Here is a 26171-nt window from a genome sequence, read left to right on the forward strand (position 1 = left end):
CTTTCTTCTATTTTTTTGTTTTTAATAGTTTTTGAATTTCATACAATTTATTAAGAGCATCTATTGGTGTCGTATCTAATAAGTCTAGTTTTTTAATTTTCTCGAGTGCTTGAGTTTCTGACTTTTTTAATTTTTCGTCACTTATTGTTTGTTCATCCTTTAATTCAAAAAAAGAGAGCTGGCTTATTGGATCAAGATCGGTATCCTGTGCGTTCTTTACTACTACGCTTTTTTTCTCAGGCTCGGCTTCTAGCTTTTCGAGGATGGTTTTCGCACGTTCAATTAATTCTAGCGGTAATTCAGCTAATTCGGCTACATGAATTCCATAGCTTTTATCGGCTGGGCCTTCTTTCATCTTATGAAGAAAAACGACCTTTCCATTTTGTTCAACTACACTAACATGGATATTTTTAAGGTTGTCCAAATCCTGATTTAAGGTTGTTAGTTCATGATAGTGCGTGGAGAACAAGGTCTTGGCTCCAATTTTATCGTGAATATATTCAATCAATGCTTGGGCAAGGGCCATTCCATCATAGGTAGAAGTTCCTCTCCCGATCTCATCAAATAGAATTAAACTATTTTGTGTTGCGTAAACGATGGCATTACGTGCTTCCAACATTTCAACCATAAAGGTACTTTGACCAGAAATCAAATCATCCGCTGCACCAATTCTTGTGAATATTTGATCAAAAACTGGCAAAGATGCCTCACTTGCCGGTACAAAGCAACCAATCTGGCCAAGAATGGACGTTAAAGCCACTTGTCGCATATACGTACTTTTACCTGACATATTGGGACCAGTTATAAGAAGAACCTCTCTCTCCTTATCCATCGTGCAATCATTTGGTACATACTCATTGGATTCCATTACTTTTTCTACAACAGGATGCCGCCCGTCCTTAATGTGGATTCTTCGTTCGTCATTAAATGTAGGTCTAGTGTAATGTCTTTCTTCACTAATTGTGGCAAAGCATTGAAGAACATCCAGTTCACTAACAGCTTTCGCTAAACATTGCAATCGTGGAATATATGCCTTTACTTCTTCCCGTAGTTTAAGAAATAGCTCATATTCTAAAGCGACAATCTTTTCTTCCGCTTCCAAAATGAGTGTTTCTTTCTCTTTAAGTTCTTCGGTAATATACCGTTCCGCATTTGCTAATGTTTGCTTTCTTTCGTAACGCCCCTCAGGTAATGCAGCAATATTTGCTTTAGTAACTTCAATATAATATCCAAAAATACGGTTGTATCCTATTTTTAAGGAACGAATACCTGTCAGTTCTCGTTCGCGTTTTTCCAATTCAGCAATCCATGTTTTACCATTCTTTCGTGCATCTCGATATTTGTCCAATTCCTCATGAAAGCCATTCTTCATCATGTTTCCTTCTTTAACAGAAAGGGCAGGTTGTTCAATCAGACTAATATGCAAAAGATCAGTAAGTTCTGCACATTCATCCATATTTTCTAATACTGTGGTCGTTTCAATTGGAAGTTCCTTTATTGCATCTTTTAAAGCAGGTATTTGCGACAAAGACTTTCGCAGTTGTACAAGATCTCTTGCATTCACATTTCCAAATGCCACTCGCCCCGCAAGCCTCTCCAAATCATATACTTCTTTTAATCTGTCCCGTATTTCCTGTCTTATAAAATATTGCTTCATTAACGTTTCTACTATTGTTAGACGCGCTTCAATCTGGTCTTTCTTAATTAACGGGCGGTCGATCCATTGTTTTAAAAGCCTGCCACCCATTGCCGTAACTGTTTGATCTAATAACCATAAGAGCGAGCCTTTTTTTCCTTTAGAGCGAATCGTTTCTGTCAGTTCAAGATTTCTCTTTGAAAATAGATCTATTTTCATCTTATTGTCCAATTCATAAAACAAAGCTGACTGCAAATGATCTAGACTCCTTTTTTGAGTCTTTTTCAGATAATGCAAAAGGCGTCCAACTGTTATTAACAGCTTTTCTTGCTCAAGCTTCTCTACTATGTGGCTGAATTCATGCGGAACGGTTGTTGTTGTCTCGTAGGAAAATGTAACAACCATTCTATCTTTAAGCATGGAGATAATATTTTCTGAGAAACTCTCGTCTACCACTACTTCTTTTGCACCAATAGAATAGATTTCATTTACAAGCTGGTGGGTAGGACCTGAAAGAATAGTAGTATGCATTTCCCCTGTTGAAAGATCTGCATAAGCGATACCAAAAGTACTATCTTCAAATTCAGTTATTGTGGTCAAGAAGTTGTTTTGTTTGTCACTCAGGCCTTTACCTTCCATAACAGTACCTGGCGTGATAAGCTGAACCACTTCTCTTTTGACAACACCTTTTGTAAGCTTAGGATCTTCCACCTGTTCACATATAGCTACTTTAAAACCTTTGTTGATAAGTTGCTCTATATAATTGGGTGCTGCATGATAAGGAACGCCACACATAGGTATCCGCTCTGTGCTGCCTCCATCACGACTTGTTAAAGTAATTTCAAGTTCTTGAGAAGCTTTAATTGCATCCTCAAAGAACATTTCATAAAAATCTCCAAGACGAAAAAATAAAAAGGCATCGTTGTAATCTGCCTTTATTCTCAAATATTGCTGTATCATAGGCGTATAAGAAGCCATGTTAGTCCCCCAACTTTTATCCATTGTTTTTGCTACCTATTATATCATATTTTCTCTTTATCTTATAGGATCTGTTAAAGATGAGTGTAGATATAAGTAGCTCAACAGCCGAATATTAAATTACAAAACAAAAAAAGAATACTAGGAAGTTTTTCTCCCTAGAATTCTTCTTTTCACTCTTCGTATCCGTCTACAATAAAGTCAGGATTTAGATCTTCAAAGTCTTCATCATCAACATCCCAATCGGTGTCATCTGTTAATGTTTCCGGATGAACTTCTACCACCACTTTGGTTTCTCCAATTATTTCGGCTAAAAATTCCCTTTCAACCTGCACTTCCACCTTAGCACCTGTTGAAGCAATACTAGCTTCCAAGCAGTTAGGTTGCTGTAAAATCCGGGCAACCACCTCATGCTCATCTCCAATGCTGTTATCATCTTTGTACCGTAGCTTTACAACATCTGTGTAAGATACAGTTTCTGTTACTACCTGCGTTTTCGTATTGTCACTGTAGGAATACCAAACGTTAATATCATAAAATCCTGCGATTTCTACTGTGTCGTCCACTTTTTTCGCATCATACTTATGGTTAATGACCCAGCATCCTAAAATACTTGTAGGACGATGCGAGGGACTTATCGTATGTTTAGACTGCGTAAACTTTCTACCTTTACCGGTAACTGCTCTTGTGATAATTTCTCTGTATTCAGACATTCGAGCATACACCCTCCTCATTACAATCTTCATTTCATCCTATGCGGGTTAAATGACTATTGTGTTTTGATTAAAATTACAACAGAAAAAATAATTTCTAACACATTAACGTATAGTTCATTGTATGCAAGCTTACCCAGATATGTGCCTATTTTTTATGGAATTTTTAGATGAGAGGCAGTTATTGTCTTTCTGAAAACAAAAAAAGACAGTACGGATATTTTTTATCCATACTGCCTTTATTAGGATTGCGTAAATAGCTAGTTTAAAACCGCACATTCCTGCCGTTTATCAACTTAACTACAGCTTCCACCATTACTATTTTTAACATAACTACCTGTTTCACCACGTAGTACATCTCCACCGGTAGAGACAATAATTTCATCTGTAACTTTGTTTGTAATAGCAGAAGAAACTATTTGTAAAAGCTCATTAACACTTTGCTGGGAAGTTTTGAATTCTTGAACAATTGGAATCTCATCTAATTCCTGTAAAAGATTATCAAGCTTTTGCTCTGTTTTCTTTAACGCTTCGTGTTTTCCGTAATGTTGGAAGTTCACAGCTTGCTTTTGTAAGCTTTTAACGCTCGCAACCATTTCTTTGATTTTCTGATTTTCATTGATTTGTGCTTCTGCACGTTTGAAAAAGTCTACTTCTTCTGTTTGAGAGATCATTTGAGCTAATTCTTTTGCTCTTTCTAAAATATCCTCTTTTGTATACATTGTCATATTAATTTACCCCCATTGCTTCTTCTACAGTTTCATCTACCAGTTCTCCATCAAGAGACCAGGTTTTTGCTTTGGTGACTTTTACTTTGATGATTTTACCAACAATAGACTTAGGCCCTCTAAAGTTTACAAGCTTACTTTTGTCTGTATATCCTGCAAGTACATCCGGATTCTTTTTGCTTTCTCCCTCAACCAAAACTTCTACAATTTTACCTTCGTATTCTTGCATTTTTTTTGCTGAAGTTTCATTTACTAAAGCATTCAGACGTTGCAGACGTTCCTTTTTCACTTCCATCGGAATATTATCTTCCATTTTGGCAGCAGGTGTTCCTTCCCGTGGTGAATAAATATAGGTATAAGCTGTGTCGAACTCCACTTCTCTGTATAAAGATAGTGTTTCCTCAAACTGTTCATCTGTTTCATTAGGAAAACCAACAATAATATCCGTTGTTAAAGATGAATTAGGCATGGCCGTTCTAATTTTACCAACCAGCTCCAAATAGCGTTTTCTATCATATTTCCTTGCCATCATCTTTAAAACTTCTGAACTTCCAGATTGTACAGGAAGATGAATATGATCAAGTAAATTTCCACCTTGAGCAAGAACCTCCACTAAACGATCATCAAAGTCTCTAGGATGACTTGTGGTAAAGCGTATTCTAGGAATATCTATCTTGCTGATTTCATTCATTAAATCACCGAGGCCATACTGTAGGTCGTCAAAGTCTTTTCCATAGGCATTAACATTTTGTCCTAACAGAGTGACCTCCTTATAGCCTTGTGCAGCCAAATGACGAACTTCCTGAATAATATCCTCAGGTCGGCGGCTACGTTCCTTGCCACGTGTATAAGGAACGATACAATACGTACAGAATTTATCGCAGCCATACATGATATTAACCCAAGCCTTAATTTCACCTTTACGGACTTTCGGAAGGTTTTCAATAACATCTCCTTCTTTAGACCATACTTCCAATACCATCTCTTTAGACATATAAGCTTCTTTCAGTATGTTTGGTAAACGGTGAATGTTATGGGTTCCAAAAACCATATCAACTTGGTTATACGTTTTTAGGATTTTGTTTACAACAGATTCCTCTTGAGACATACAGCCACAAACACCAATTAATAGGTTTGGACGTGTTTTCTTCAGAGTTTTCAAGTGACCTAATTCTCCAAAAACTTTATTTTCTGCATTTTCACGAATAGCACATGTATTTAGAAGAATTACATCCGCGTCATTTACTGTATCCGTCGGAGCATACCCCAAGCCTAGGAAAATACCAGCCATTACCTCTGTATCATGTTCATTCATTTGACAGCCATAGGTACGAATATAAAATTTCTTGCCTTCTCCAAGACCTTGAAATTCTTCTGCAATATGAAAGTCTTTATGATAATTAACTTCTTCCTTACCTCGTTTTTTAGCATCCTTTAAGGAAGGTGGCGCATATACCGCTTCAAAGTATTTGCTGAAATCCTTCTCGGATTTTTTGTCCGGTAGATTCCCAGCTACTACTTGTTGTGATTCAACTCTTTGTTTTTCATTCATTTTGTGATGACTCCTTCCTATAGAGTGAATAAAACTCTACACATTATCATAGTATATAATTTTATCCAGCCTTAAACAATAAAAATAGAAAACCTGTAGAAAAATGTACACAAAGAAGAAGAGACACTCATGTTACCATGGTGTCTCTCTTTTATTGTGGAATTAAGAAAGAATACCCAACTCTTTTCCAGCCTTTTCAAAAATATCAAGAGCTTCTTGAAGTTCTTCTTTTGAATGTTGCGCTGTTACGATGGTACGCACACGCGCCAACCCTTTTGCTACGGTTGGGAATGCAATACCTTGTGCAAACACGCCATATTCTAATAATTTATCAGAGAACTTATGCGATAAAGCTTCGTCCCCTACAATTACTGGTGTTACAGGAGTTTGACTGTGACCCGTGTCAAAGCCAAGTTTCTCGAGACCTTCTTTGAAGAACTTTGCATTATCCCAAAGTTTTTCAATTAATTCCGGCTCTTCTAATAGTACTTGAATTGCTTCATCACAAGCTGCAGTTACAGCTGGTGGATGTGATGTACTGAAAAGGAATGGTCTTCCTTTGTGTATTAAATAGTCAATTAGTGATTGTGTACTTGCCACATATCCACCAAGTACACCAACCGCTTTACTTAATGTCCCTACCTGGATATGAACTCGTCCATCAAGACCAAAATGATTAACGGTACCTCGCCCATTTTCGCCAAGAACACCTGATGCATGCGCATCATCTACCATAACAAGTGCATCATACTTTTCAGCAAGCTCCACTATTTTATCTAACGGAGCGATATTGCCATCCATTGAGAACACACCGTCTGTTACAATTAGTCTTTTACGATAATCTGCAGATTCTTTTAAAGCGCGCTCTAAATCCTCCATGTCCACATGCTTGTACACCTTACGTGCTGACTTAGTTAAACGGATGCCATCAATAATGGAAGCATGATTCAAAGCATCAGAAATAACGACATCCTCCGGTGATAGAATGGCTGATAAAACTCCCTGATTTGTAGTGAAACCAGATTGGAACACTAAGGAGGCTTCGGTATGTTTGAATTTAGCTAGCTTTTTTTCAAGATCCTCATGCATCGTAAATGTGCCTGCAATTGTACGAACGGACCCAGTACCTGCTCCGTACTTTTCAACCGCTTCAAGGGCTGCTTTTCTTAGACGTGGATGAGACGTTAACCCCAAATAGTTGTTAGAGGATAATTGAATCACTTCTTTTCCATTTATAACAACTTTGGATCCCTGATCAGACTCAAGTGCAACTAACTTCCGGAATGTGCCTTCTTGTTTCATTTGATCTAATTCTTCTTGTAGGTACTCAAAACCTTTCATTAAAACCCCTCCTGAAAATAATTGATTCATCTTATTTAAGTTCAATTTATGGTTGTAAAACTACTTTACCACACTGACCAGAAATCATTAAATCAAAGCCCTTTTCAAAATCCTCAAGTGGAAAATGGTGTGTAATCATCGGCTTCACATCAACTTGACCAGATTTTAATAATCTTGAAACTTGCTGCCATGTTGTGTACATTTTTCTGCCGGTTATACCTTGAATTGTGACTCCTTTAAATACTACATCGTTAGTAATATCTAGTTCAACAGGACGGACAGGCAAGCTAAGAATGGATACCCGGCCACCATTTGTAACCATTTTAAAGCCTTGATTCATTGCCACTGGGTGACCAGACATTTCACAAATCACATCTACTCCGTCACCACCTGTTAAAGCTAATACCTTATCAACAGGATTCTCTTCTTTAGCATTAATTACATAGGTTGCACCCATTTTAGAAGCTAAATCTAAGCGATATTCATTCAAGTCAATCGCGATTACTTCGGATGCCCCTGCGGCCTTTGCGACACCAACCGCCATAATACCTATAGGACCACATCCGATAACCGCCACTGTTTTTCCAGCTACATCACCAGCCAGTACGGTATGAACGGCATTCCCCATTGGTTCTTGAACAGATGCTACATCGTATGGCATATCTTTAGGGTTTTTCCAAACATTCACAGCTGGAAGAGCTACATATTCTGCAAAACAGCCATGTGTATCTACACCAATAATTTTAGTATTTTTACAAATATGGTAGTCTCCTGTTAAACATTGTGGACATTCATAGCAAACAAGGTGAGTTTCAGCAGAAACTTGATCTCCAAGTTCTACATTTGTTACTTTAGTTCCAACCTCAACAATTTCACCAGCAAATTCATGACCAAATACATAGGGAGGATTAACACGGCTTTGGGACCATTCATCCCAAGTGTATATATGAACATCAGTTCCACAAATTGATGTTGCCTTCACTTTAATTAATACTTCATCTTCTTTAATTTTCGGGATGTCGACCATTTGAAGTTCTGCTCCATATCCACGGTGATGTTTCACAATCGCTTTCATTTTTCCATTCACAGAGAACACTCCTTCACTAAACAATTCATATATTCTTTAAATCTAGTAATATTGTATCATCTAAGAATGAATGAGTAAACATCACTGTCCACTGGAAATGCACATGTGACTGTGTAGGATAAATTTTTTAAATTTTATTATAAAGCGCTTACATAAAGTTGCTAGATTTTGATATTTAATTAGCCAATGTTGGGTTGCGCATACAGAGTCGAGTAGGCTACTGGGAGCGCCTAAGGATAAGCGAAATGCCCAGAATGGAAATCAACTAGCTTTATTATATAGAGTATGCAAAAAAACTGTAGACACCTCGATATACCTCGAGTTTGTCTACAGTCTGGCCAGGAAAAATTTGCCCCGCTTTTATTATTAATTACATAAACTCTTTAACTAATTCATTAAATTGAGCTTCATCCAATTCAAGTTTTGCTTTTGCTAACGGCTCTTCACTGTAATTATGAACTAATTCTTGATATGATTTTTGTTCTGTATTTTGATAAATTAAACCAGTAACCAGTCCATCGTGCTCCATAAGTGTTTGCATTGCAGAAACTTTATTATGTGCATCGTAACCTTCGATATCGCTCAGTTTCGTCAAGTTTTCCTTAAACCAATCATATGTGTTCACTTTGTTGTAAGTAACACAAGGGCTAAATACATTAATTAAAGAAAAACCTTTATGATTGATGCCTTGTTCAATTAAGCTAGTTAAATCTTTTAAATCTGTCGAGAAACTTTGCGCGACAAATGTAGCACCTGCTGTTAAAGCCATTTCCATTACAGATAAAGAAGACTCAATTGAACCTTGAGGTGTCGATTTTGTTTTGAACCCTACTGAACTACGTGGAGATGTTTGTCCCTTCGTTAACCCATAAATCTGGTTATCCATTACGATATACGTAATATCAATATTACGTCGGATAGCATGAATAGTGTGTCCTAAGCCAATTGCAAATCCATCTCCGTCTCCCCCGGATGCTATAACTGTTAAATCTTTATTGGCCATTTTTACACCTTGGGCAATCGGAAGCGAACGACCATGAATACCATGGAAACCGTATGAATTGATGTATCCGGATATACGTCCAGAACACCCAATTCCTGATACTACTGCAAGCTCTTCAGGAACCAGTCCGACATTCGCTGCAGCACGTTGAATTGCAGCCTGTACCGAAAAATCCCCACAGCCAGGACACCAGTTTGGTTTAACATTATTACGAAAATCTTTAAACGTTGCCATTTTATAACAACTCCTTGCATTTTGTGTGGATTTCTTTCGGTAGGAATGGATCTCCATCATACTTCAAGACGCTACTTATTTTTTCAGCATGTCCCACGTTCATTTTTAGGATGCTTGCTAACTGCCCAGTAGCATTATATTCCACAACAATAACTTTCTTCGCAGCTTTAACAAGTGGTAATACTTCTTTCGTCGGGAACGGATGAAGTAAACGGACTTGTGCATGATTCGCTTTGACGCCATCTAACTCTAAACGCCCCATTGCTTCCTCGATCGTTCCTCTTGTGGAGTTAAAACCAAGAATCAACACATCTGGGTCTTCATGTTTAGCATTGATATGCACTGGGTTGTTAAACTTAAGGTTCGCTAATTTTCTTAAACGCTTGTCCATTTGTGCCTGACGATTTGCAGCAACCTCTGAAGGTTTACCTGTTTCTTCATGTTCGACACCTGTAACATGGTGAATCCCATTTTTCATACCTGGAATCACACGAGGAGAAACACCGTCTTCTGTTACTTCATAACGTTTAAAATAGCTTTTATCTTCTCGAGTTGGAATTTCACTGTTGATATCTAATTTACCACGTCGGATTTCAACATTTTTAAAGTCAAGGTTTTCAACCGACTGTTTACCTAAAGATAGTTGCAAGTCTGTTAACAGGATGACAGGAACTTGATATTCCTCTGCAATATTAAAGGCTTCCACTGTATCATAGAACGCTTCTTGGACAGTACTTGGAGCAATTACCACTTTAGGAATCTCACCATGTGTACCATAGATCATTGCCATTAAATCCGACTGTTCGATTTTAGTAGGAAGTCCTGTACTAGGTCCCCCACGTTGGGTATCAACTACCACAAGTGGAGTTTCTGTCATACCAGATAGGCCAATCGCCTCCATCATTAAGGAAAGACCAGGACCTGCAGAAGCTGTTAGTGTACGCACTCCAGCATAATTGGCACCGATAGCCATTGTACACGCAGCAATTTCATCTTCGGTCTGAATAACTGTCCCACCAAACTTTGGCAGCTTCTTAATTAAGTATTCCATAATCTCTGATGCAGGAGTAATTGGGTATGCTGGCATAAAGCGAGAACCAGCTGCAACTGCGCCAAGTGCGATTGCATCATTTCCAATCATGAATAGACGTTTCTTTCCATTGGCTTTTTCTAGTTTCATTGTTTGAACGCTGTCAGCTTGATCTTTAATAAATGCAACACCCGCACGAATGGCATCCATGTTCTTTTCAACAATGGTTTCGCCTTTTCTTCCGAATATTTCTTGTACCACTTCACGAAAAGCCTCGGCATCTAAGTCCATTATTGCACTTGAAGCTCCTACTGCTACCATGTTTTTCATTAAAGAAGTACCTAATTCTGTTGCGATTTCCGTAAATGGAACCGCATACAATGTTGCTTTACCATCCTCAGGGATGCTTGGTTTAAACTTTGCATCCGCAATAACTACTCCACCTTGACGCAATTCATGATAATTCACATCGATTGTTTCCTGGTCAAATGCTACTAATATATCAAGATCATCAGAAATGGAACGAACCTGTGTTGTACTAACACGAATTTTGTTGTTAGTATGTCCACCTTTAATACGTGAAGAAAAATGGCGGTAGCCATATAAATAATAACCTAAACGATTTAACGCAGTGGAGAATATTTCACCAGTACTTTCGATACCTTCCCCTTGTTGCCCTCCAACTTTCCATGAAAGTTGATTGATCATGTGTCCTACACCCCTTTAATTACCTTCATTGTCAGAATAAATAATACGGTTTAAATTGTAGCACTATTCCAATTGAATAACTAGAATATAATATTTTGGTTTTAATGAAATTTAGGCTCTGTTAAAGTTGCATGTTGATAATAAGGCTATTCTAGCGATGATTGGATCAAAAGGTGGAGACTCCAACGGGAAGATAGCGGTAGGCTTGCGACCCCGCAGGCACGGCCGATGAGGCTCCAGCACCGCCCCGTGGAACACGTAACCTTTGTTGGAAATTAACAGCGGCGTTTAACACAGCCAAAATTTTAAAAAAACAGCTAGAATATGTACTAAACGCTTTCATTGTAGACCTAATTTTTTAAAAATACAAGCATTTGAATAAATTTCTTCTAAAATATCAGAAAATAGGGAAGTGAGTTTATCAGCTAACTGATCTACTGAAAAACTACTTTGGAAACCTTTGATAGAAATTTTGAAACAAGAACCCTTCCACTTCTGAATGAGAGTAATAATTTAATAAAGTGTTTATTAAATTTGTATAATCCTCATAACGACTTAAACCTGTTACAGTCTGGGTAATTCCATCAAAATCAGAGCCAAACCCAATATTACCGACCCCTCCCAGATTACAAACGTACTCAACATGGCGAAGTACATCTTGAATTGAACTGTGGGGGTGAGTGGTTAAAAATTGGGGAACAAATGTGATCCCTATTGCCGCATTTTTCTGAATAAGGGCAAGTATTTGCTCGTTTGTCAAATTTCTAGGGTTCGGACAAAGGGCCTTGCTATTGGAGTGAGACGCAATTATATATTCTCCGATTTCTAATACATCCCAAAAAGATTTTTCAGATAGATGTGAAACGTCCGTCCAAATACGGTGGTGGTTGTTTTCCAAAACTACTTTTTGTCCAAATGAGGTAAGACCTGCTCCTCTTTTTTCAAGAATTCCATCCGCAAGGGAATTTGCATAATTCCACGTTAAACCAATAGAAGAAACACCTAAACGGTATAATGTTCTTAAGCGCTCAAGGCTTGTTCCAATTACATCGCATCCTTCTAGGGTCAATATTGCACCCACTTCTCCTTTTTTTAATTGAGCAATTTGTCTTTTAGTTGTGACCGGTTTCATTTTAGGGAAACGGTATAGTATGTCACGGTAAAATAGATCAATCATCTCCAAAGCCACATCAAAGGCAGATTCCTTCCTGATGTTCTCAGGAATATAGATGGCAAAACACTGTACCGTACCATTTGCCTTTATTAATCCATCCCATGTAACGTGAAGTTCTTTGCTATCTTTAAAAGACAGGCTTCTATCCTCCCACAATCGGTAGACAGTATCACTATGAGCATCAAATAAACGCAAAGCTTCCCCCTCCTATCAGACCAGTAAATTTTCAACATGATTTCCATCATTTTATATCATTATATAATTCTATCGCCGGCTATTCTAGCGATGATTGGAGCAAAAGGCGTAGACTCTATCGGGAGCGGTAGTTGGAGACCCCACAGGCGGAGCCGAAAAGGCTCCAGCACCGCCCCGTGGAACGCGTAGCCTTTTGCGGAAATCTACAGCGGCGTTTAACACAATTTTCTTTAAAATAGTTCATATCTTTACGTAGAGCCTTACAAAAAAAACAAACCTATTCGCTTTAATTAGCAAATAGGTCCGCACCCCTAGTTTTCATCTTGGTTCTACGATTAATTTCATTGCTGTTCTTTCTTCCCCGTCAATTAAAATATCAGTAAAGGCTGGAATACAAATTAAATCTACACCACTCGGTGCAACAAAGCCTCGGGCAATTGCCACAGCTTTTACAGCCTGGTTTAGAGCACCAGCTCCAATCGCCTGGATTTCTGCATTGCCTCGTTCTCTTAAAACACCTGCTAAAGCCCCTGCTACCGAATTTGGATTAGACTTTGCTGAAACTTTTAATATATCCATTACTAGCTCCTCCTCAACATTTACAGTATATGGTGAACAATCCATAGATGAATTTATTGTTAATAATTTCATTCCTACTATATTCAGGAGAAGTGCAATGTATTCCAGCTTGTATTTTTTTAGAGTTAGAAAAGATAAAACTTATTTACTTTAATCAAATTCACTCAATGAATTATTGCTATTTCGTAGAGTTATTACACTACTTTACTAACGTGCTATTTTTCCTGTGAAATCGTAGTGCCTAATCAAAAAACGGGTGGTCTTCATTAATTATTAGCGGTTTAATTGATTTTGCTTTACCTGTTTTCATATCAACATCAAGAATAATCGCATTAAGCTGCTCTCTTCCTTCTGTAACTTCAAAACGAACAGGCATAGACGTCATAAACCTTTTTAATACAGCAGCTCTTTCAACGCCTAGTATACCATCATAAGGACCTGTCATACCCACATCCGTAATATATGCTGTACCCCCTGGTAATACTCTATTATCACTTGTCTGAACATGCGTATGTGTTCCCACTACCCCTGTAACTCGTCCATCAAGATACCACCCTATAGCCTGCTTTTCACTTGTTGCTTCTGCATGAAAATCAACAAAAATAAAAGATGTTCGTTTTCTGGCCTCTTCTACTAGTTCATCTGCTTTCTTAAATGGACAATCAATTGGCGGCAAAAACGTTCTACCTTGTAAATTAATAACTGCAAGCTCTTTCCCATCAAACGGTATATAGGCTATTCCTTTCCCAGGTGTTTCACTAGGAAAATTCGCAGGGCGTATCATATATTTTGCATGATCAATAAACTCAAAGATTTCACGATTATCCCATGTGTGATTTCCTAATGTGACTAAATTGGCTCCTGCCTTTAGAAAACCTTGGTAGATCTTCTCGGTGATTCCTTTACCACCCGCAGCATTTTCACCATTTACGATCGTAACAGCAGGTTGAAATTTGCTTTTTAATTTGGGTAAATACTCTTTAATCATGTTTCTCCCAGGGGCTCCCACTACATCCCCAACGAATAAAATTCTCAAATGACCCTATCCCTTCTAGTAATTACTTGATACTAATATTTTTGCACACCTTTTACTTAGAGGCAAATAGTGTCCTAAATGCAAATAAGGAAAGTGAAAACGCCCCTACACCTACATATAAAAGATGAATCTTCTTGCAATAAATCATTAATGACTTCGGCGGCTAGACCTAAGAGCTAGAAACTTTATAAACAAATAGATGTTGAACTTTCTTTGAGGCTTATAATCTGGGCTGTTGTGCATTTTTCCTGATAAATTAAGGACAATTAAAAATCAAAATGCCGATTTTTTACGGACTTATTGCACCAACCTTTACGAAAAGTGCCTTCAAAAAAGAAAAAAAGTGGTGCAAGCACCACTTTATTTTGCGTATTCAACTGCTCTTGTTTCCCGGATGACTGTTACCTTGATATGTCCTGGATAATCCAGTTCCTCTTCAATACGCTTTCTGATGTCTCTTGCAAGACGGTGAGCTTCTAAGTCGTCAATGGAATCAGGTTTAACCATAATTCTGACTTCACGCCCCGCTTGAATAGCAAAAGACTTTTCTACACCCTCATAAGATTCAGAAATCTCTTCTAATTTCTCTAATCGGCGAATGTAGTTTTCTAATGTTTCACTACGAGCTCCCGGCCTTGCAGCTGATAGGGCATCCGCTGCTGCAACTAGGACAGAAATAATTGAAGTCGGTTCAGTGTCACCGTGATGGGAAGCGATACTATTTATTACAACAGGATGCTCTTTGTATTTAGTAGCTAACTCTACTCCAATTTCCACGTGACTTCCTTCTACTTCGTGATCTACTGCTTTACCGATATCATGTAGCAATCCTGCACGACGAGCTAGTGTGGCATCCTCACCAAGTTCTGCTGCCATAAGACCTGCTAAATATGCAACTTCTGTTGAATGCTTTAAAACATTTTGACCGTAGCTGGTACGGAATTTTAAACGACCTAATATTTTTATTAAGTCTGGGTGCAAACCATGTGCTCCAACTTCAAACGTTGTTTGCTCTCCCATTTCCCGAATGTATTCATCCACTTCACGCCTGGATTTTTCAACCATTTCCTCGATACGTGCAGGATGTATACGTCCATCCTGTACAAGCTTATCCAAGGCAATACGAGCTGTTTCGCGTCGGATCGGGTCAAAACCTGATAAAATAACCGCCTCTGGAGTATCATCGATAATAAGATCAATTCCAGTTAATGTCTCAAGCGTTCGAATATTCCGGCCTTCACGACCAATGATTCGACCTTTCATTTCATCATTTGGTAAGTTAACAACGGAGACTGTCGTTTCAGCAACATGATCTGCTGCACAACGTTGAACAGCTAAAGAAAGTATTTCTCTTGCTTTCTTATCCGCCTCTTCTTTTGCTCTGTTTTCGCTTTCTTTTACCATTAGAGCAATGTCATGGGATAATTCGTTTTCAACTCGGTCGAGAATAATATTCTTAGCCTCATCTCGTGTTAAAGCTGAAATGCGTTCAAGTTCTTCCTGCTGTTTACGCACTACTTGATCCACTTTGCTTTCTAATTCTTCAATATGCTGTTGTCTATCGTTTAAAGAATCTTCACGCCTTTCTAATGCTACTTCACGTTTAGCCAGCGATTCATCTTTTCGATCTAGATTCTCTTCTTTTTGCATTAAACGATTGTCTTGTTTTTGTAGTTCGCTTCTACGGTCTCGAATTTCACGTTCTGCTTCTGTACGAAGTTTGTGAATTTCGTCTTTTGCTTCTAAGAGTGCTTCTTTTTTAAGTGATTCAGCTGTTCTTTTAGATTCTTCAACAATCTGTTCAGCTGCGCCCTTCGCACCTAAAATCTTTTGCTCAGCGATAGATTTACGAACATAAAAGCCAACAACTACACCGACGAATAAGGCAAGCAAAGCGGAGATGATTACAGTTTCCATTATTACACCTCCTCTTGCTATGAACTTGTTTCTTGCTAGATTTCATTGTCGGCATGTACATTGTAACAATGTGTGTCAACATACAGCTCAAAGGCTTTTTTTAGCTTTTCATTAGCTTTAAAATTCTAACAAAGTATAAATTATACATACTAATTGTAATTCCGTGAAAATTTATTGTCAAGCCTGTCCTATCAAGGATTGATCCTTTTTGGTAAACTAAACCTATTTTTGAAGATAAAAATAGGAAAATCAGGGGGAAATGTTCAACTTACTTGTTAGGAGGTTTCACCACCAGCAAAATTAGCATATATTATAAACACTCTTTTTTAACAGACCGATCTTATTATATAAGCAATGTGGTGAAATCTGTTACTCATGACTCTGATACACTCATTATTAGCCCAAAAGTCGAACGCTTCCTAAAACGGTCTGTTTTTCACCCTGACCAGTTACTTTTGGGAGAGAATTAGGTGCTATACACTACCAATCTTGAAAAAATTCTACATTCTTGAATGGCAAAAACAACACCTTAAAAAAATCAGGTGCTGTCTTTTAAAATTACGTGCATAAATTAAAAATCTAATTCCTCTTGCCCTTTTTTATCTTCTTCTGGTGCGTTAAGGTCTTTATCTAAGTCATAATGGTCTCGTATCTGTTGATAGATATCAGTGAGGACATTATTATTTTCTTTTAGATATTGCTTCGCATTTTCACGACCTTGACCTAGTCTCTCCTCGTTATATGAATACCATGAACCACTCTTTTGGACAATATCCAAGTCTGAGCCCATATCAATAACTTCCCCTTCTCTGGATATACCTTCACCGTACATGATATCCACTTCTGCAACCTTAAAAGGAGGAGCAATTTTATTTTTAACAACTTTAATCTTCGTTTTGTTACCTACAATGTCGTGACCTTGTTTTAATTGCTCAGCACGACGTACCTCAAGACGTACAGAAGAATAGAATTTTAATGCGCGTCCACCGGGAGTTGTTTCCGGGTTTCCAAACATAACCCCAACTTTTTCACGAATTTGGTTGATGAAGATAGCAATCGTTTTTGACTTATTAATAGCTCCTGAAAGTTTACGAAGAGCTTGAGACATAAGTCGAGCTTGCAGTCCTACATGAGAGTCTCCCATTTCCCCTTCAATTTCAGCTTTGGGAACTAAAGCTGCAACAGAGTCTACTACGATAATGTCTACCGCACCACTTCGTACAAGTGCTTCCGCAATTTCAAGCGCTTGTTCTCCTGTGTCAGGTTGAGATAGCAATAATTCGTCGATATTTACACCTAGCTTTTGTGCGTAAACAGGATCTAGTGCATGCTCAGCATCAATAAAAGCAGCTTGTCCACCTCCGCGTTGTACTTCTGCAATGGCATGAAGGGCAACGGTTGTTTTACCTGAAGACTCCGGTCCATATATTTCAACTACTCTACCTCGTGGATATCCTCCAGCGCCTAGTGCCACATCCAATGCTAAAGAACCACTTGGAATCGTAGAAATGTTTCGTCCTGTTTGTTCACCTAATTTCATTATGGATCCTTTACCAAACTGTTTTTCTATTTGTTTTAACGCCATATCTAAGGCCGCTTTACGATCACTCATTAAATTTCCTCCTCATATCTATGAAACTAAATATTTATTATAGATTAACTATCTCTAACTATACCTCTTTTTAACGAATTTGGCAACTAAAAAACGAACATCCATTCGGTTATTTTGAGAACAAACAGAGTAACAAAATACTATTTTTGAAAGGGAATATTGCCATTTTAGAAAAGATTTAGTAAGCAAAATGAAATTTTAAATAAAGGAAAAGTAGCTAGGGCTGACCATTAGCTACTTTTAAATAATTCTTTTAATAAGAGAAAACAACCATATTTAACAGTTCTTTGTCTAATCGCATCCCGGTTACCGGCAAGCTGTAGATGATGGGAAATAGTAGTACCATTAGGTAATGCAATTCCGATGTAAACAGTACCTACCGGTTTACCATCCATTGTTCCTGGTCCTGCAACCCCTGTGAAACTTATCCCAATGTCAGTGCGATGCAGTTTTTTTACGCCATCAGCTAATTCTATTGCGCATTGTTCACTAACAGCACCCAGCTGATCAAGGGTTTCTCGGGAAACCCCCAGGACATTTTCTTTTATCTCATTGGTATAGCAGACCACACCACCCTCAATCACAGAGGATGCTCCTTCAAAGCTGGTCATCTTTTCAGCAAAAGATCCACCCGTTAAGCTCTCAGCACAACTAAGCGTGAATTTCGAGTCTTGGATTTTATTGAACAGTACAGAAAAGATAGTATCGTCATCATACCCATAAAAATAGGAACCCACTCTCGAGAGTATAAGTTTTTCCGTTTGCTCAATTAGATATTCTGCTTCCTCTTGGGAGTGGTGTTTGGCAGTTAATCGAAGTGTAACTTCATAGTCACCTGCGAGAGGCGCGATTGTTGGATTGGTTTGTTGTTCAATCAAATCTTCAATGTCCGTTTCTAACTGGGATTCCCCAATTCCAAAAAAACGGAGAACCTTTGAGAGTATTTGTTCTTTTACACCTAATCTAGAAAGAAGATACTCTCTTCCATAATTCATAAACATTGGCTGCAGCTCTTTTGGAGGACCTGGTAAAAGCATAAAAGTATGATTCTCATCGCTCAGTGCCATCCCAGGTGCCATGCCATTGTCATTCGCCAAAATAGCGGCTCCTTCCAATACAATGGCTTGCTTTTTATTATTTTCGCTCATTGGACGATTAGATTTTTTGTAATAATCCACGATATTCGATAAAGCTTGATTATCAGTTACTAAATTTTTTTGTAGAACCCTAGCAATAGTCTCTTTCGTTAGATCGTCCTTCGTTGGTCCAAGCCCCCCTGTAAATAGTAGAAGGTCTGCCCGACTTCTCGCAGTTTCAATTGCCGACGCAAGACGATTAGGGTTATCCCCTACAACTGTATGATAATACACATTAATACCTAGCTCTGCTAATTGCTTTGATAAAAATTGTGCGTTGGTATTGCAAATCTGTCCCAAGAGTAATTCAGATCCTACAGCAATGATTTCAGCACGCTTAAACATCTTCTCTCTCTCCCTCTATATAAGTTTAACTCCGTCTTTGGGATACTACCTATTTTGTATACCCGAAATTTTACTTGGAATGAAGAAAAGCAGATCTATTTTTGTAAAAATAATCCCATCCGGAAACTACCGTGAATATCATTGCCACCCAAAGTGAAATAATATCAAATGGGATTGAAAGAAAAACGAATGGTATATTATGTAATAGCAATGCAGAAACAGCAATAATCTGAGCCCATGTTTTAATTTTACCAAGCATATTCGCAGCAACCACTTCACCTTCTCCAGCAAGGATTAGACGCAATCCGGTTACAGCAAACTCCCTACTAATAATAACAATTACAATCCATGCAGGGGCTAGTTGGAGTTCTACTAAAGCGATCAACGCTGCTGAGACTAATAACTTATCTGCCAAAGGATCCAAAAATTTCCCAAGATTTGTTACAAGATTATATTTTCTTGCATAATACCCATCCACCCAATCTGTAATAGAAGCAATAATAAAGATGATAGCTCCAATAAGGTGAGTGTAGGGAATGGAAGCTTCTCCTATGACTAGCTGGCCAAAGTCTAAAGGTGCTAACATCAAAATAAGAAAAACTGGTATTAAGATAATTCTAGATACGGTAATTTTGTTAGGTAAATTCACAATCAATCATTCCTCCAACATCTAATATTGCTTTTCCACTATACATAAAGATAGAATATTTGTCTAATGAATTGTAAAGTGCAAGGAATTAATTAGCTCCTTCAAGTGTAAATAAATTGTTTCACTAGAGCTCTGGGTACAAAAAAAGCCATCATGCTGATGACTTTATTGTTCTCCAGTTGGCATAAATTTAATAGTAATAATTTGGGTTGTGATCTCATCTGTAGGGAAAGGAAATTCGAATGGTTCACCATTAATTGATATATCTGTTTCGAACGACCTACCTACTTTAAATATAATTTCTTCTTCTTGGGATAAATCGAGAGTTTCAGTTTGCCCTTCCTTCACGAGGCCGTAGTAGAAGTTATTGCCTTTGGCATTATCTACTTCTATCCATGTCTCACCTGGTGAAGTTATCTCAACAATAAATTGATCTGTATCTTTTAATTCTAGCGTGGCTGAAGTCCCGCTTTTCTCTACTTCTGTAAGGGTACCATTTGCTGGTGTTTCTTCTACCGGCTCTTCTTCCTGCACATCTTCTTCTATTGCCTCGTCTTCAGCGGGAGTCTCCTCGGCGTCAGAATCCTCCGTTTGATTCGGAGCATCAATCTCTGCAGGTGCCTCTTGCTGTTGTGGTACTGTTTGATTATCCTCTCCATTAGAAAAACTTAAAACAAGGATATAGATAATTGCACATACTGCAATAAGAGCAAACAGCATAAATAATTTAGGAAGAAAATTCATTACCTTGCTATTGCCTTTGCTTGGAACTTTTTTTCTTGTTTTCACCCTTGAAAGTGCAGGAATCTCATCTTTATCATTCACAGGTATTTCACTTTGATATTCTTCAAATAATTCTTCCGGATCTAGCCCAACTGCCTCTGCATATTGCTTTAGAAAAGCTCTTGCATAAAACTTCCCAGGCATTATGGCGTAATTGCCTTCTTCTATCCCTATTAAATACCTTTTTTGAATTTTAGTGGTTGTCTGCAGGTCTTCTAAGGACATATTTTTAGCTTCTCGTTCTTGTTTTAATCTATTTCCAATTTCTGTCACGAACTAACACCTTCCAACATTTAAAAATCAAAGCCCCCAAAAGGGTTGTCCTCAAACATATTATTTGATTGAGGTGCCTCATATGTTATTTCCTCGTCTTCATTGTTGCGCAACTCAATAATATAATCAAAATCTTCAAGATTATATTCTGTATTTTGCACAAAGATATCTGGATGCTCTACCACTTTCACTGCGGATAATCGCATTATTTCACGAATAAGCTGCCAGTGCTTTTCACTTGCTCTTTTAGTCGAAACAATACCATCTATGATAAAAAGATTGTCTTCGCTATACTCGTCTTCTATTAATTGACTTCTTATTGTTTGTTTTAACAACGTACTGGAAACAAATAACCAGCGTTTATTAGCACAGACACTTGAAGCTACAATAGATTCCGTTTTTCCTACCCTTGGCATTCCTCTAATTCCAATTAGTTTGTGTCCCTCTTGCTTAAACAACTCTGCCAAGAAGTCAACCAACAGACCTAGTTCATTTCTTACAAATCTAAATGTTTTCTTGTCATCTGCGTCTCGTTGAATGTAACGACCATGTCTTACGGCTAAACGGTCACGTAATTTAGGCTCTCTAAGCTTGGTTACTGTTATATTATCCATTGTATTTAAAATAGATTCAAGCCTAACAATTTGCTCATTAGTATCGCTTAATAATAACATTCCACGTCGCGAGTCATCCACACCGTTAATTGTAACAATGTTTATGGAAAGCATCCCAAGTAAAGAGGCAATATCTCCAAGAAGACCCGGCCTGTTTATATGTATTTCATATTCTAAATACCACTCTTTTTTCTCCATCAAACCACTCCAATCAGGAAAAACGTTCGTCCTAATCCCTTTGTTAACTCTATAATAGCTAATATTCAGGTAATAAGAAAGCAATTAGTTGTCTTTAATAAAAATTTGAACAAAATACTTTAAAGAAGCAAAAAAAAAGAGAGGTGTTCGCCTCTCTTAGTGTGTCCCATTATTTTGAACTAATTTAACCATCATATTTGCAATGGCATGTTGTTCGTCAGGACTTGCCACTTTCCATAAGTCAGCAAGTACTCTCTCTTGTGGATTTTTTGCTTCTACTTCTTTTGCCAGATAATCACCAATTTCATAAGCAAGCTGGGAGATAGCACCATTGTCCATTCCTTCATGCTCTGCATGGTTCAAGCGGTCCCCTAAAAAACCTTTCCACTGATCCCAATTGTCTAACACCGACATCTTAACCCCTCCTTCCACATATGTTCAAGAGTTAGTATGGCTAAGAGTAGACTCAATTATGCACCATATTTAGTTCCATCCACCATTCACGCCTAAAATTTGGCCAGTGGTATAAGATGCTTTGCTGGAGATAAGAAAAGAAACCGTCTCTGCAATTTCTTTAGGGCTTGCAAACCTTCCCATAGGGATTTCTTCAGCTATCGATTTTTTTTCTTCTTCAGTGAAATGATGAAGCATTTTTGTTTGGACCGCACCGGGTGCCACAGCATTTACGCGAATTCCACTTGGAGCAACTTCTTTTGCTAGAGCCTTAACAAAGGAAATTTGAGCACCTTTTACCATGGAATAAAGTACTTCACATGATGCGCCTATTTCTCCCCAAATGGAAGAGATCACAACAATATTCCCTGTTTTATTAGTTACCATGCTTGGTAAAAATGCTTGGATAGCAGAGTATAATGACGTAACATTAAGCTGTATCATATTTTGTTTTGCTTCTTCTTCTATTTCGGTCATTAGTCCATAAAAGCTAGTTCCAGCTGTATAAATAAGGGTATCAATATTTCTGGTGATAGTATCTTGTAATATTTTAACACCTTTAGTATCAGATAAATCCGCTTGTATTTTAACTATATTTTCGGAACCATATTTGTTTTCAAATTTTTGAATGGTAGTTATATCACGATGATAATGCAAGTAGGTAAAGTACCCATTTTCTATAAGGTTCGTTGCAATCGCACTTCCGATGTCCCCGCTTGCCCCTATAATTAAAGCTGTTTTTTTCATTAATTTCACCTTCATTATTTACTTTATGGCATGTTAAATACCGTTCCGTTGTATTTATATTTAAGCACCTGTTAAAACACCGCTATTGATTTTCAGCGTTTGGCTTCGCGTCCATGGGGCGCTTGGTAAGCCTGCTCGGCTAACGGACGCCACTGAAAAAGTACATAATTTTAGGTTTTGGTTAAACACCGCTGTTACTTTCCGCAAATGGCTTCGCTTATCCAGAGGGCGACCTTGAGCCTCCTCGGGCTATGCCCTGCGGGGTCTCAAGTTTGTCGCTACACCCCCGCTGGAGTCTACGCCATTTGCTCCAATCCACAGCTAGAAACCACTCAAAACTAAATGTTTTCAGTTTTTCAGTGACCTTGGCTATCGCCTGAGGGGTCTTCCCTAAGCTGGAGTCTCCGCCTTTTTGCAATCCATAGCTACAGCAGCACCTTTATAAAAAGATTGTTGCTATAAGCCCGTAAAAAATCGGCAGTTTAACATAGCCTAAAGAAAAAGAGTCTTGATAGATTCGATGTTCTAAGCGAACCAAATTGGAAAGGAGCCGATCCGATAACGCATTGGCTTTGGGCGTTATCAAATCGACTTCCTTTTATTTAGGAATAACTTGACAGACAGTGAATGCATCTTTCTTTATAAAGTCTTTTGCAACTTTTGTCACGTCAGATAGAGTTAGGCTTTCAAGCTGCGGGATTACTTCAAATAAATCCATATCGTTAAATGCATATCTTGTAAATTGATTGGCGATAAATTCAGGTGAATTTAATGCTCTAAGAAAAGAACCGATTTTTTTCTTTTTTATTCTTTCAAGCTCTTCCTCTTTTACAGATGTTGGGTCAAAATTCAAAAGAATATCCTTGAGACTTTCTGCAAGTTTGTCTGGTTCTGATGTGTCTCCGCCAAGCATCGCAAACCCAAACCCCTTTTCCCCTGTATAGTCATAGGCAAATGTCTCATCAATAAGTCCACTTTCATAAAGCTTTTGATAATTTTCAGCGCTTTTACCGAATAAAAGATCAAGTATTACATTGACAGTTAATTCATGTTTCAATAGCTCGACACCTTGTTTTGTCGGGTTAGATTCTTTAATGCCTACTAGTGTTTTGGATGTATGGACATTCATTTTTAATACTTTCTTTTCTTGATGTACACTTAAAGGTTCTTCATCAAAATACCGGTTAATTTCTTGTGGATCCTTAAAAGCTTTTTTATTTTGATTTTCTTTAATAAACTTCATCATCTGCTCTGTATCCATCGGTCCGACAATAAATAATAACATATTACTCGGATGATAGAACGTTTCGTAACTGGTGTATAGAAGATCAGCGGTAATATCAGATATGGACTTTATTGTACCTGCAATGTCAATTTTAACTGGATGGTGATGGAACATACTTTCTATTAGGCCAAAATACGCCCGCCAATCTGCATTGTCCTCATACATCGTGATTTCTTGACCGATAATACCTTTTTCTTTTTCCACCGTTTTTTCGGTAAAATAGGGACTCTGAACAAAATCCATTAAAGTTTCTAAATTTTCTTCCACATTGGAAGTGCTTGAAAAAAGATAGGCTGTCCTTGTGAAAGAAGTGAAAGCATTAGCTGATGCCCCTTGTTTACTAAAATCTTGAAAAACATCACCATGTTCCTTTTCAAACAATTTATGCTCGAGAAAGTGGGCGATTCCATCTGGAACTGTAACAACATCTTTTCCATCTATAGGAACAAATTTATTATCGATGGAACCATATTTCGTTGTAAAGGTAGCATATGTTTTATTGAACCCATCTTTAGGTAGTAAATAAACTTGCAAACCGTTTTCCATTTTCTCGTGATAAAGAGTTTCGGATAGTTGGTTAAATTTAATACTTTTCATTTATTTTGCCTCCTTTCCAGTTAAAAAGTAAATGGTATCAAGTTCAATTAGTTTGGCCACTTCTTGTATATCTTCCTTTGTTACTTTTTCAATACCATCAAGGAAAGCATCAACAGGTTTATCCACTTTCGCTACTTCATTATTATAAAGCACCTCTATTAATCCGCGCGCAGTATCAATAGTTTCGAGTATTTGGTTCTTGATTACTGCTTTAGTTTGTAATATTTCCGCTTCCGTGTACTCGCCCTGTTTCATCGCCTCAATTTGTTGATTGATAATACTGACCGCTTTATTATAATTTGCGAAGTCTATACCGGACATAACAAGAAGTAGCCCTTTATGACTCTCAACTCTTGAAGCAGCATAATAAGCTAAGCTTTCTTTTTCCCTTACATTGATAAATAATTTCGAATGAGAAAAACCACCGAAAATTCCATTATAAACTTGCAGAGCATAATAAAGATTATCGTTAAACGTTACGTTGGTCCGATAACCTATATTAAGTTTTCCTTGCTTAATATCCTGTTCTTCTACCACTTCTTTTGGCTCATCCGTTAATTTTGGATGTGGCATTATCGCTGGAACACCTTTATGTTGCTGCTCATTCAAGGTGAAGTGTTTTTTTACAATCCCTTCCAACTTTTCTTCCTCGATATCCCCTAGAATATATAAATGAATGTTGTTGGTCGCTAAAATTTCTTTGTAGTACTGATACAAGGTTTCTCCGGTAATTTCATCAATTTTCTCTTTCAATCCATTTGCCGGTAACCGATAAGGTTCTTCAGCACACATTTCTTCTATTAAGCGCTGGCTGGCATACCGCATTTTATCATCATATACAGATTGAATTCTCTGTTTTAATGCTCTTTTTTCTTTTTCAACTGTTGTTTTTTCAAATGCGCCATTATCTGTAACTGGATGCAGGAGAACTTCGCTCAGAAGCTGAATCCCTTTTTCCAATAGCGGGGTTGAGTCTTTCAGGAACTTTTCATTGGCTATTTCCAATCGAAAGGTGATAATGTGCGACTCCCCTTTTTTACTTAAATCAACGGCGAGGCTTGCTCCATATAACTCATCCAAATAGGATCGAAACTGGGATGCTTGAGGATGGGTTTTTGTACCATTTTGGAGAACGTATGGCAACAAGGCCCTTAGTGTTACATCTTCTTCAGATAAAGGTCCCAACACCTTTAAAATAAGGGTATTAGTTTTAAATTTTTCGGTTGGCACACTATGAACATTCAACCCTTTAAGGGAAAATGTTTGCTCATTAATAAGCTTCAAGAAATCTCCTCCTTGTCGGCAAAAATATAAGTACATGATGTTTCCCTGAATTTCATAAGGTATTCAATAAATATTGGAAATCAGTCAGTACTATTCTTTCATTAATAATGGAAATTTAGTCTTAATTCCAATATAACGGTTGATTAGAAAGTTTTACAAGTTAAAGGACTTAGGTGTTTAGTTTACATAATAATGTTATGGTCTATTAAAAGGAGAGAATTGCTGCTTTTTATGATATGCAAAAAGGATCTCCTTTTAGCACAAAGAGATCCTACCTAGCACTT

General features: G+C 37.7%; 21 protein-coding genes. All 21 read right to left on the reverse strand.

Features of this window, described 5'->3' with window-relative positions; translation table 11 throughout:
- Window positions 1–7: 7 nt before the first annotated feature.
- The 21 genes from mutS to yfmF all read right to left on the reverse strand — a co-directional run bounded on the left by mutS (window position 8) and on the right by yfmF (window position 25887).
- Window positions 8–2614, reverse strand: coding sequence for a DNA mismatch repair protein MutS (mutS, locus tag K9B36_RS01105; RefSeq protein WP_223700129.1), 2607 nt, complete (start codon window positions 2612–2614; stop codon window positions 8–10).
- 173 nt (window positions 2615–2787) lie between these two features.
- On the reverse strand, window positions 2788–3327 hold the full coding sequence (locus K9B36_RS01110) for an outer spore coat protein CotE (protein WP_223700130.1): 540 nt from the start codon (window positions 3325–3327) through the stop codon (window positions 2788–2790).
- 296 nt (window positions 3328–3623) lie between these two features.
- Window positions 3624–4055 carry a RicAFT regulatory complex protein RicA family protein gene (locus K9B36_RS01115; RefSeq protein WP_223700132.1) on the reverse strand — a complete coding sequence of 144 codons (432 nt, stop codon included), beginning with the start codon at window positions 4053–4055 and terminating at the stop codon, window positions 3624–3626.
- A gap of 1 nt (window position 4056) precedes the next feature.
- Entirely contained in the window at window positions 4057–5607 is a 1551-nt protein-coding gene (gene miaB / locus K9B36_RS01120) for a tRNA (N6-isopentenyl adenosine(37)-C2)-methylthiotransferase MiaB (protein ID WP_223700134.1), read from the reverse strand.
- Between the two features lie 162 nt (window positions 5608–5769).
- Complete coding sequence (locus tag K9B36_RS01125) at window positions 5770–6948, reverse strand: glycine C-acetyltransferase (RefSeq protein WP_223700136.1); 1179 nt, start codon at window positions 6946–6948, stop codon at window positions 5770–5772.
- Window positions 6949–6994: 46 nt separating this feature from the next.
- A complete protein-coding gene (gene tdh, locus K9B36_RS01130; protein WP_223700138.1) occupies window positions 6995–8035 on the reverse strand; it encodes an L-threonine 3-dehydrogenase in 1041 nt (346 codons plus the stop codon).
- Between the two features lie 370 nt (window positions 8036–8405).
- Entirely contained in the window at window positions 8406–9272 is an 867-nt protein-coding gene (locus K9B36_RS01135) for a 2-oxoacid:ferredoxin oxidoreductase subunit beta (RefSeq protein WP_223700140.1), read from the reverse strand.
- A 1-nt stretch (window position 9273) separates the two neighbouring features.
- Window positions 9274–11010 (reverse strand): 2-oxoacid:acceptor oxidoreductase subunit alpha, encoded by a 1737-nt coding sequence (locus tag K9B36_RS01140; protein ID WP_223700142.1) that lies wholly within the window; start codon window positions 11008–11010, stop codon window positions 9274–9276.
- 445 nt (window positions 11011–11455) lie between these two features.
- Entirely contained in the window at window positions 11456–12379 is a 924-nt protein-coding gene (locus K9B36_RS01145) for a dipeptidase (protein WP_223700144.1), read from the reverse strand.
- A gap of 318 nt (window positions 12380–12697) precedes the next feature.
- Window positions 12698–12958, reverse strand: a complete 261-nt coding sequence (gene spoVS, locus K9B36_RS01150; protein ID WP_223700146.1) for a stage V sporulation protein SpoVS — start codon at window positions 12956–12958, stop codon at window positions 12698–12700.
- Between the two features lie 241 nt (window positions 12959–13199).
- Window positions 13200–13994: a TIGR00282 family metallophosphoesterase gene (locus K9B36_RS01155; protein ID WP_223700147.1), complete on the reverse strand. Its 795-nt coding sequence runs from the start codon at window positions 13992–13994 to the stop codon at window positions 13200–13202.
- A gap of 360 nt (window positions 13995–14354) precedes the next feature.
- On the reverse strand, window positions 14355–15911 hold the full coding sequence (gene rny, locus K9B36_RS01160) for a ribonuclease Y (protein ID WP_223700149.1): 1557 nt from the start codon (window positions 15909–15911) through the stop codon (window positions 14355–14357).
- A gap of 571 nt (window positions 15912–16482) precedes the next feature.
- Entirely contained in the window at window positions 16483–17523 is a 1041-nt protein-coding gene (recA, locus tag K9B36_RS01165; protein ID WP_223700151.1) for a recombinase RecA, read from the reverse strand.
- A 230-nt stretch (window positions 17524–17753) separates the two neighbouring features.
- Window positions 17754–19004, reverse strand: a complete 1251-nt coding sequence (locus K9B36_RS01170) for a competence/damage-inducible protein A (protein WP_223700153.1) — start codon at window positions 19002–19004, stop codon at window positions 17754–17756.
- A 70-nt stretch (window positions 19005–19074) separates the two neighbouring features.
- The gene (pgsA, locus tag K9B36_RS01175; RefSeq protein WP_317889857.1) at window positions 19075–19653 is read right to left on the reverse strand and encodes a CDP-diacylglycerol--glycerol-3-phosphate 3-phosphatidyltransferase; all 579 of its coding nucleotides are present in this window, start codon (window positions 19651–19653) and stop codon (window positions 19075–19077) included.
- Window positions 19654–19818: 165 nt separating this feature from the next.
- Window positions 19819–20709, reverse strand: a complete 891-nt coding sequence (locus tag K9B36_RS16945; RefSeq protein WP_223700154.1) for a helix-turn-helix domain-containing protein — start codon at window positions 20707–20709, stop codon at window positions 19819–19821.
- 20 nt (window positions 20710–20729) lie between these two features.
- Window positions 20730–21521 carry a DUF3388 domain-containing protein gene (locus K9B36_RS01185; protein WP_223700157.1) on the reverse strand — a complete coding sequence of 264 codons (792 nt, stop codon included), beginning with the start codon at window positions 21519–21521 and terminating at the stop codon, window positions 20730–20732.
- A 156-nt stretch (window positions 21522–21677) separates the two neighbouring features.
- Window positions 21678–21935 (reverse strand): DUF3243 domain-containing protein, encoded by a 258-nt coding sequence (locus tag K9B36_RS01190; RefSeq protein WP_223700158.1) that lies wholly within the window; start codon window positions 21933–21935, stop codon window positions 21678–21680.
- 69 nt (window positions 21936–22004) lie between these two features.
- Window positions 22005–22721: an elongation factor P 5-aminopentanone reductase gene (gene ymfI / locus K9B36_RS01195; RefSeq protein ID WP_223700160.1), complete on the reverse strand. Its 717-nt coding sequence runs from the start codon at window positions 22719–22721 to the stop codon at window positions 22005–22007.
- A gap of 598 nt (window positions 22722–23319) precedes the next feature.
- Window positions 23320–24603 carry an EF-P 5-aminopentanol modification-associated protein YfmH gene (yfmH, locus tag K9B36_RS01200; protein ID WP_223700162.1) on the reverse strand — a complete coding sequence of 428 codons (1284 nt, stop codon included), beginning with the start codon at window positions 24601–24603 and terminating at the stop codon, window positions 23320–23322.
- Complete coding sequence (gene yfmF, locus K9B36_RS01205) at window positions 24604–25887, reverse strand: EF-P 5-aminopentanol modification-associated protein YfmF (RefSeq protein WP_223700164.1); 1284 nt, start codon at window positions 25885–25887, stop codon at window positions 24604–24606.
- Between the last annotated feature and the right edge of the window lie 284 nt (window positions 25888–26171).

Origin of the sequence: Sutcliffiella deserti, from assembly GCF_020037475.1 — a bacterium.
Classification (GTDB): Bacteria; Bacillota; Bacilli; order Bacillales; family Bacillaceae_I; genus Sutcliffiella_A; species Sutcliffiella_A deserti.

Excerpts from the sequence above, each read along its gene's own strand:
- K9B36_RS01140 (WP_223700142.1), bottom strand. The coding sequence starts at position 11,010 with ATGATCAATCAACTTTCATGGAAAGTTGGAGGGCAACAAGGGGAAGGT.
- K9B36_RS01110 (WP_223700130.1), bottom strand. The coding sequence starts at position 3,327 with ATGTCTGAATACAGAGAAATTATCACAAGAGCAGTTACCGGTAAAGGT.
- miaB (WP_223700134.1), bottom strand. The coding sequence starts at position 5,607 with ATGAATGAAAAACAAAGAGTTGAATCACAACAAGTAGTAGCTGGGAAT.
- K9B36_RS01190 (WP_223700158.1), bottom strand. The coding sequence starts at position 21,935 with ATGTCGGTGTTAGACAATTGGGATCAGTGGAAAGGTTTTTTAGGGGAC.
- spoVS (WP_223700146.1), bottom strand. The coding sequence starts at position 12,958 with ATGGATATATTAAAAGTTTCAGCAAAGTCTAATCCAAATTCGGTAGCA.
- K9B36_RS01135 (WP_223700140.1), bottom strand. The coding sequence starts at position 9,272 with ATGGCAACGTTTAAAGATTTTCGTAATAATGTTAAACCAAACTGGTGT.
- recA (WP_223700151.1), bottom strand. The coding sequence starts at position 17,523 with ATGAGTGATCGTAAAGCGGCCTTAGATATGGCGTTAAAACAAATAGAA.
- K9B36_RS01185 (WP_223700157.1), bottom strand. The coding sequence starts at position 21,521 with ATGGAGAAAAAAGAGTGGTATTTAGAATATGAAATACATATAAACAGG.
- K9B36_RS01115 (WP_223700132.1), bottom strand. The coding sequence starts at position 4,055 with ATGACAATGTATACAAAAGAGGATATTTTAGAAAGAGCAAAAGAATTA.
- yfmH (WP_223700162.1), bottom strand. The coding sequence starts at position 24,603 with ATGAAAAGTATTAAATTTAACCAACTATCCGAAACTCTTTATCACGAG.
- mutS (WP_223700129.1), bottom strand. The coding sequence starts at position 2,614 with ATGGCTTCTTATACGCCTATGATACAGCAATATTTGAGAATAAAGGCA.
- ymfI (WP_223700160.1), bottom strand. The coding sequence starts at position 22,721 with ATGAAAAAAACAGCTTTAATTATAGGGGCAAGCGGGGACATCGGAAGT.
- K9B36_RS01170 (WP_223700153.1), bottom strand. The coding sequence starts at position 19,004 with ATGTTTAAGCGTGCTGAAATCATTGCTGTAGGATCTGAATTACTCTTG.
- K9B36_RS01125 (WP_223700136.1), bottom strand. The coding sequence starts at position 6,948 with ATGAAAGGTTTTGAGTACCTACAAGAAGAATTAGATCAAATGAAACAA.
- rny (WP_223700149.1), bottom strand. The coding sequence starts at position 15,911 with ATGGAAACTGTAATCATCTCCGCTTTGCTTGCCTTATTCGTCGGTGTA.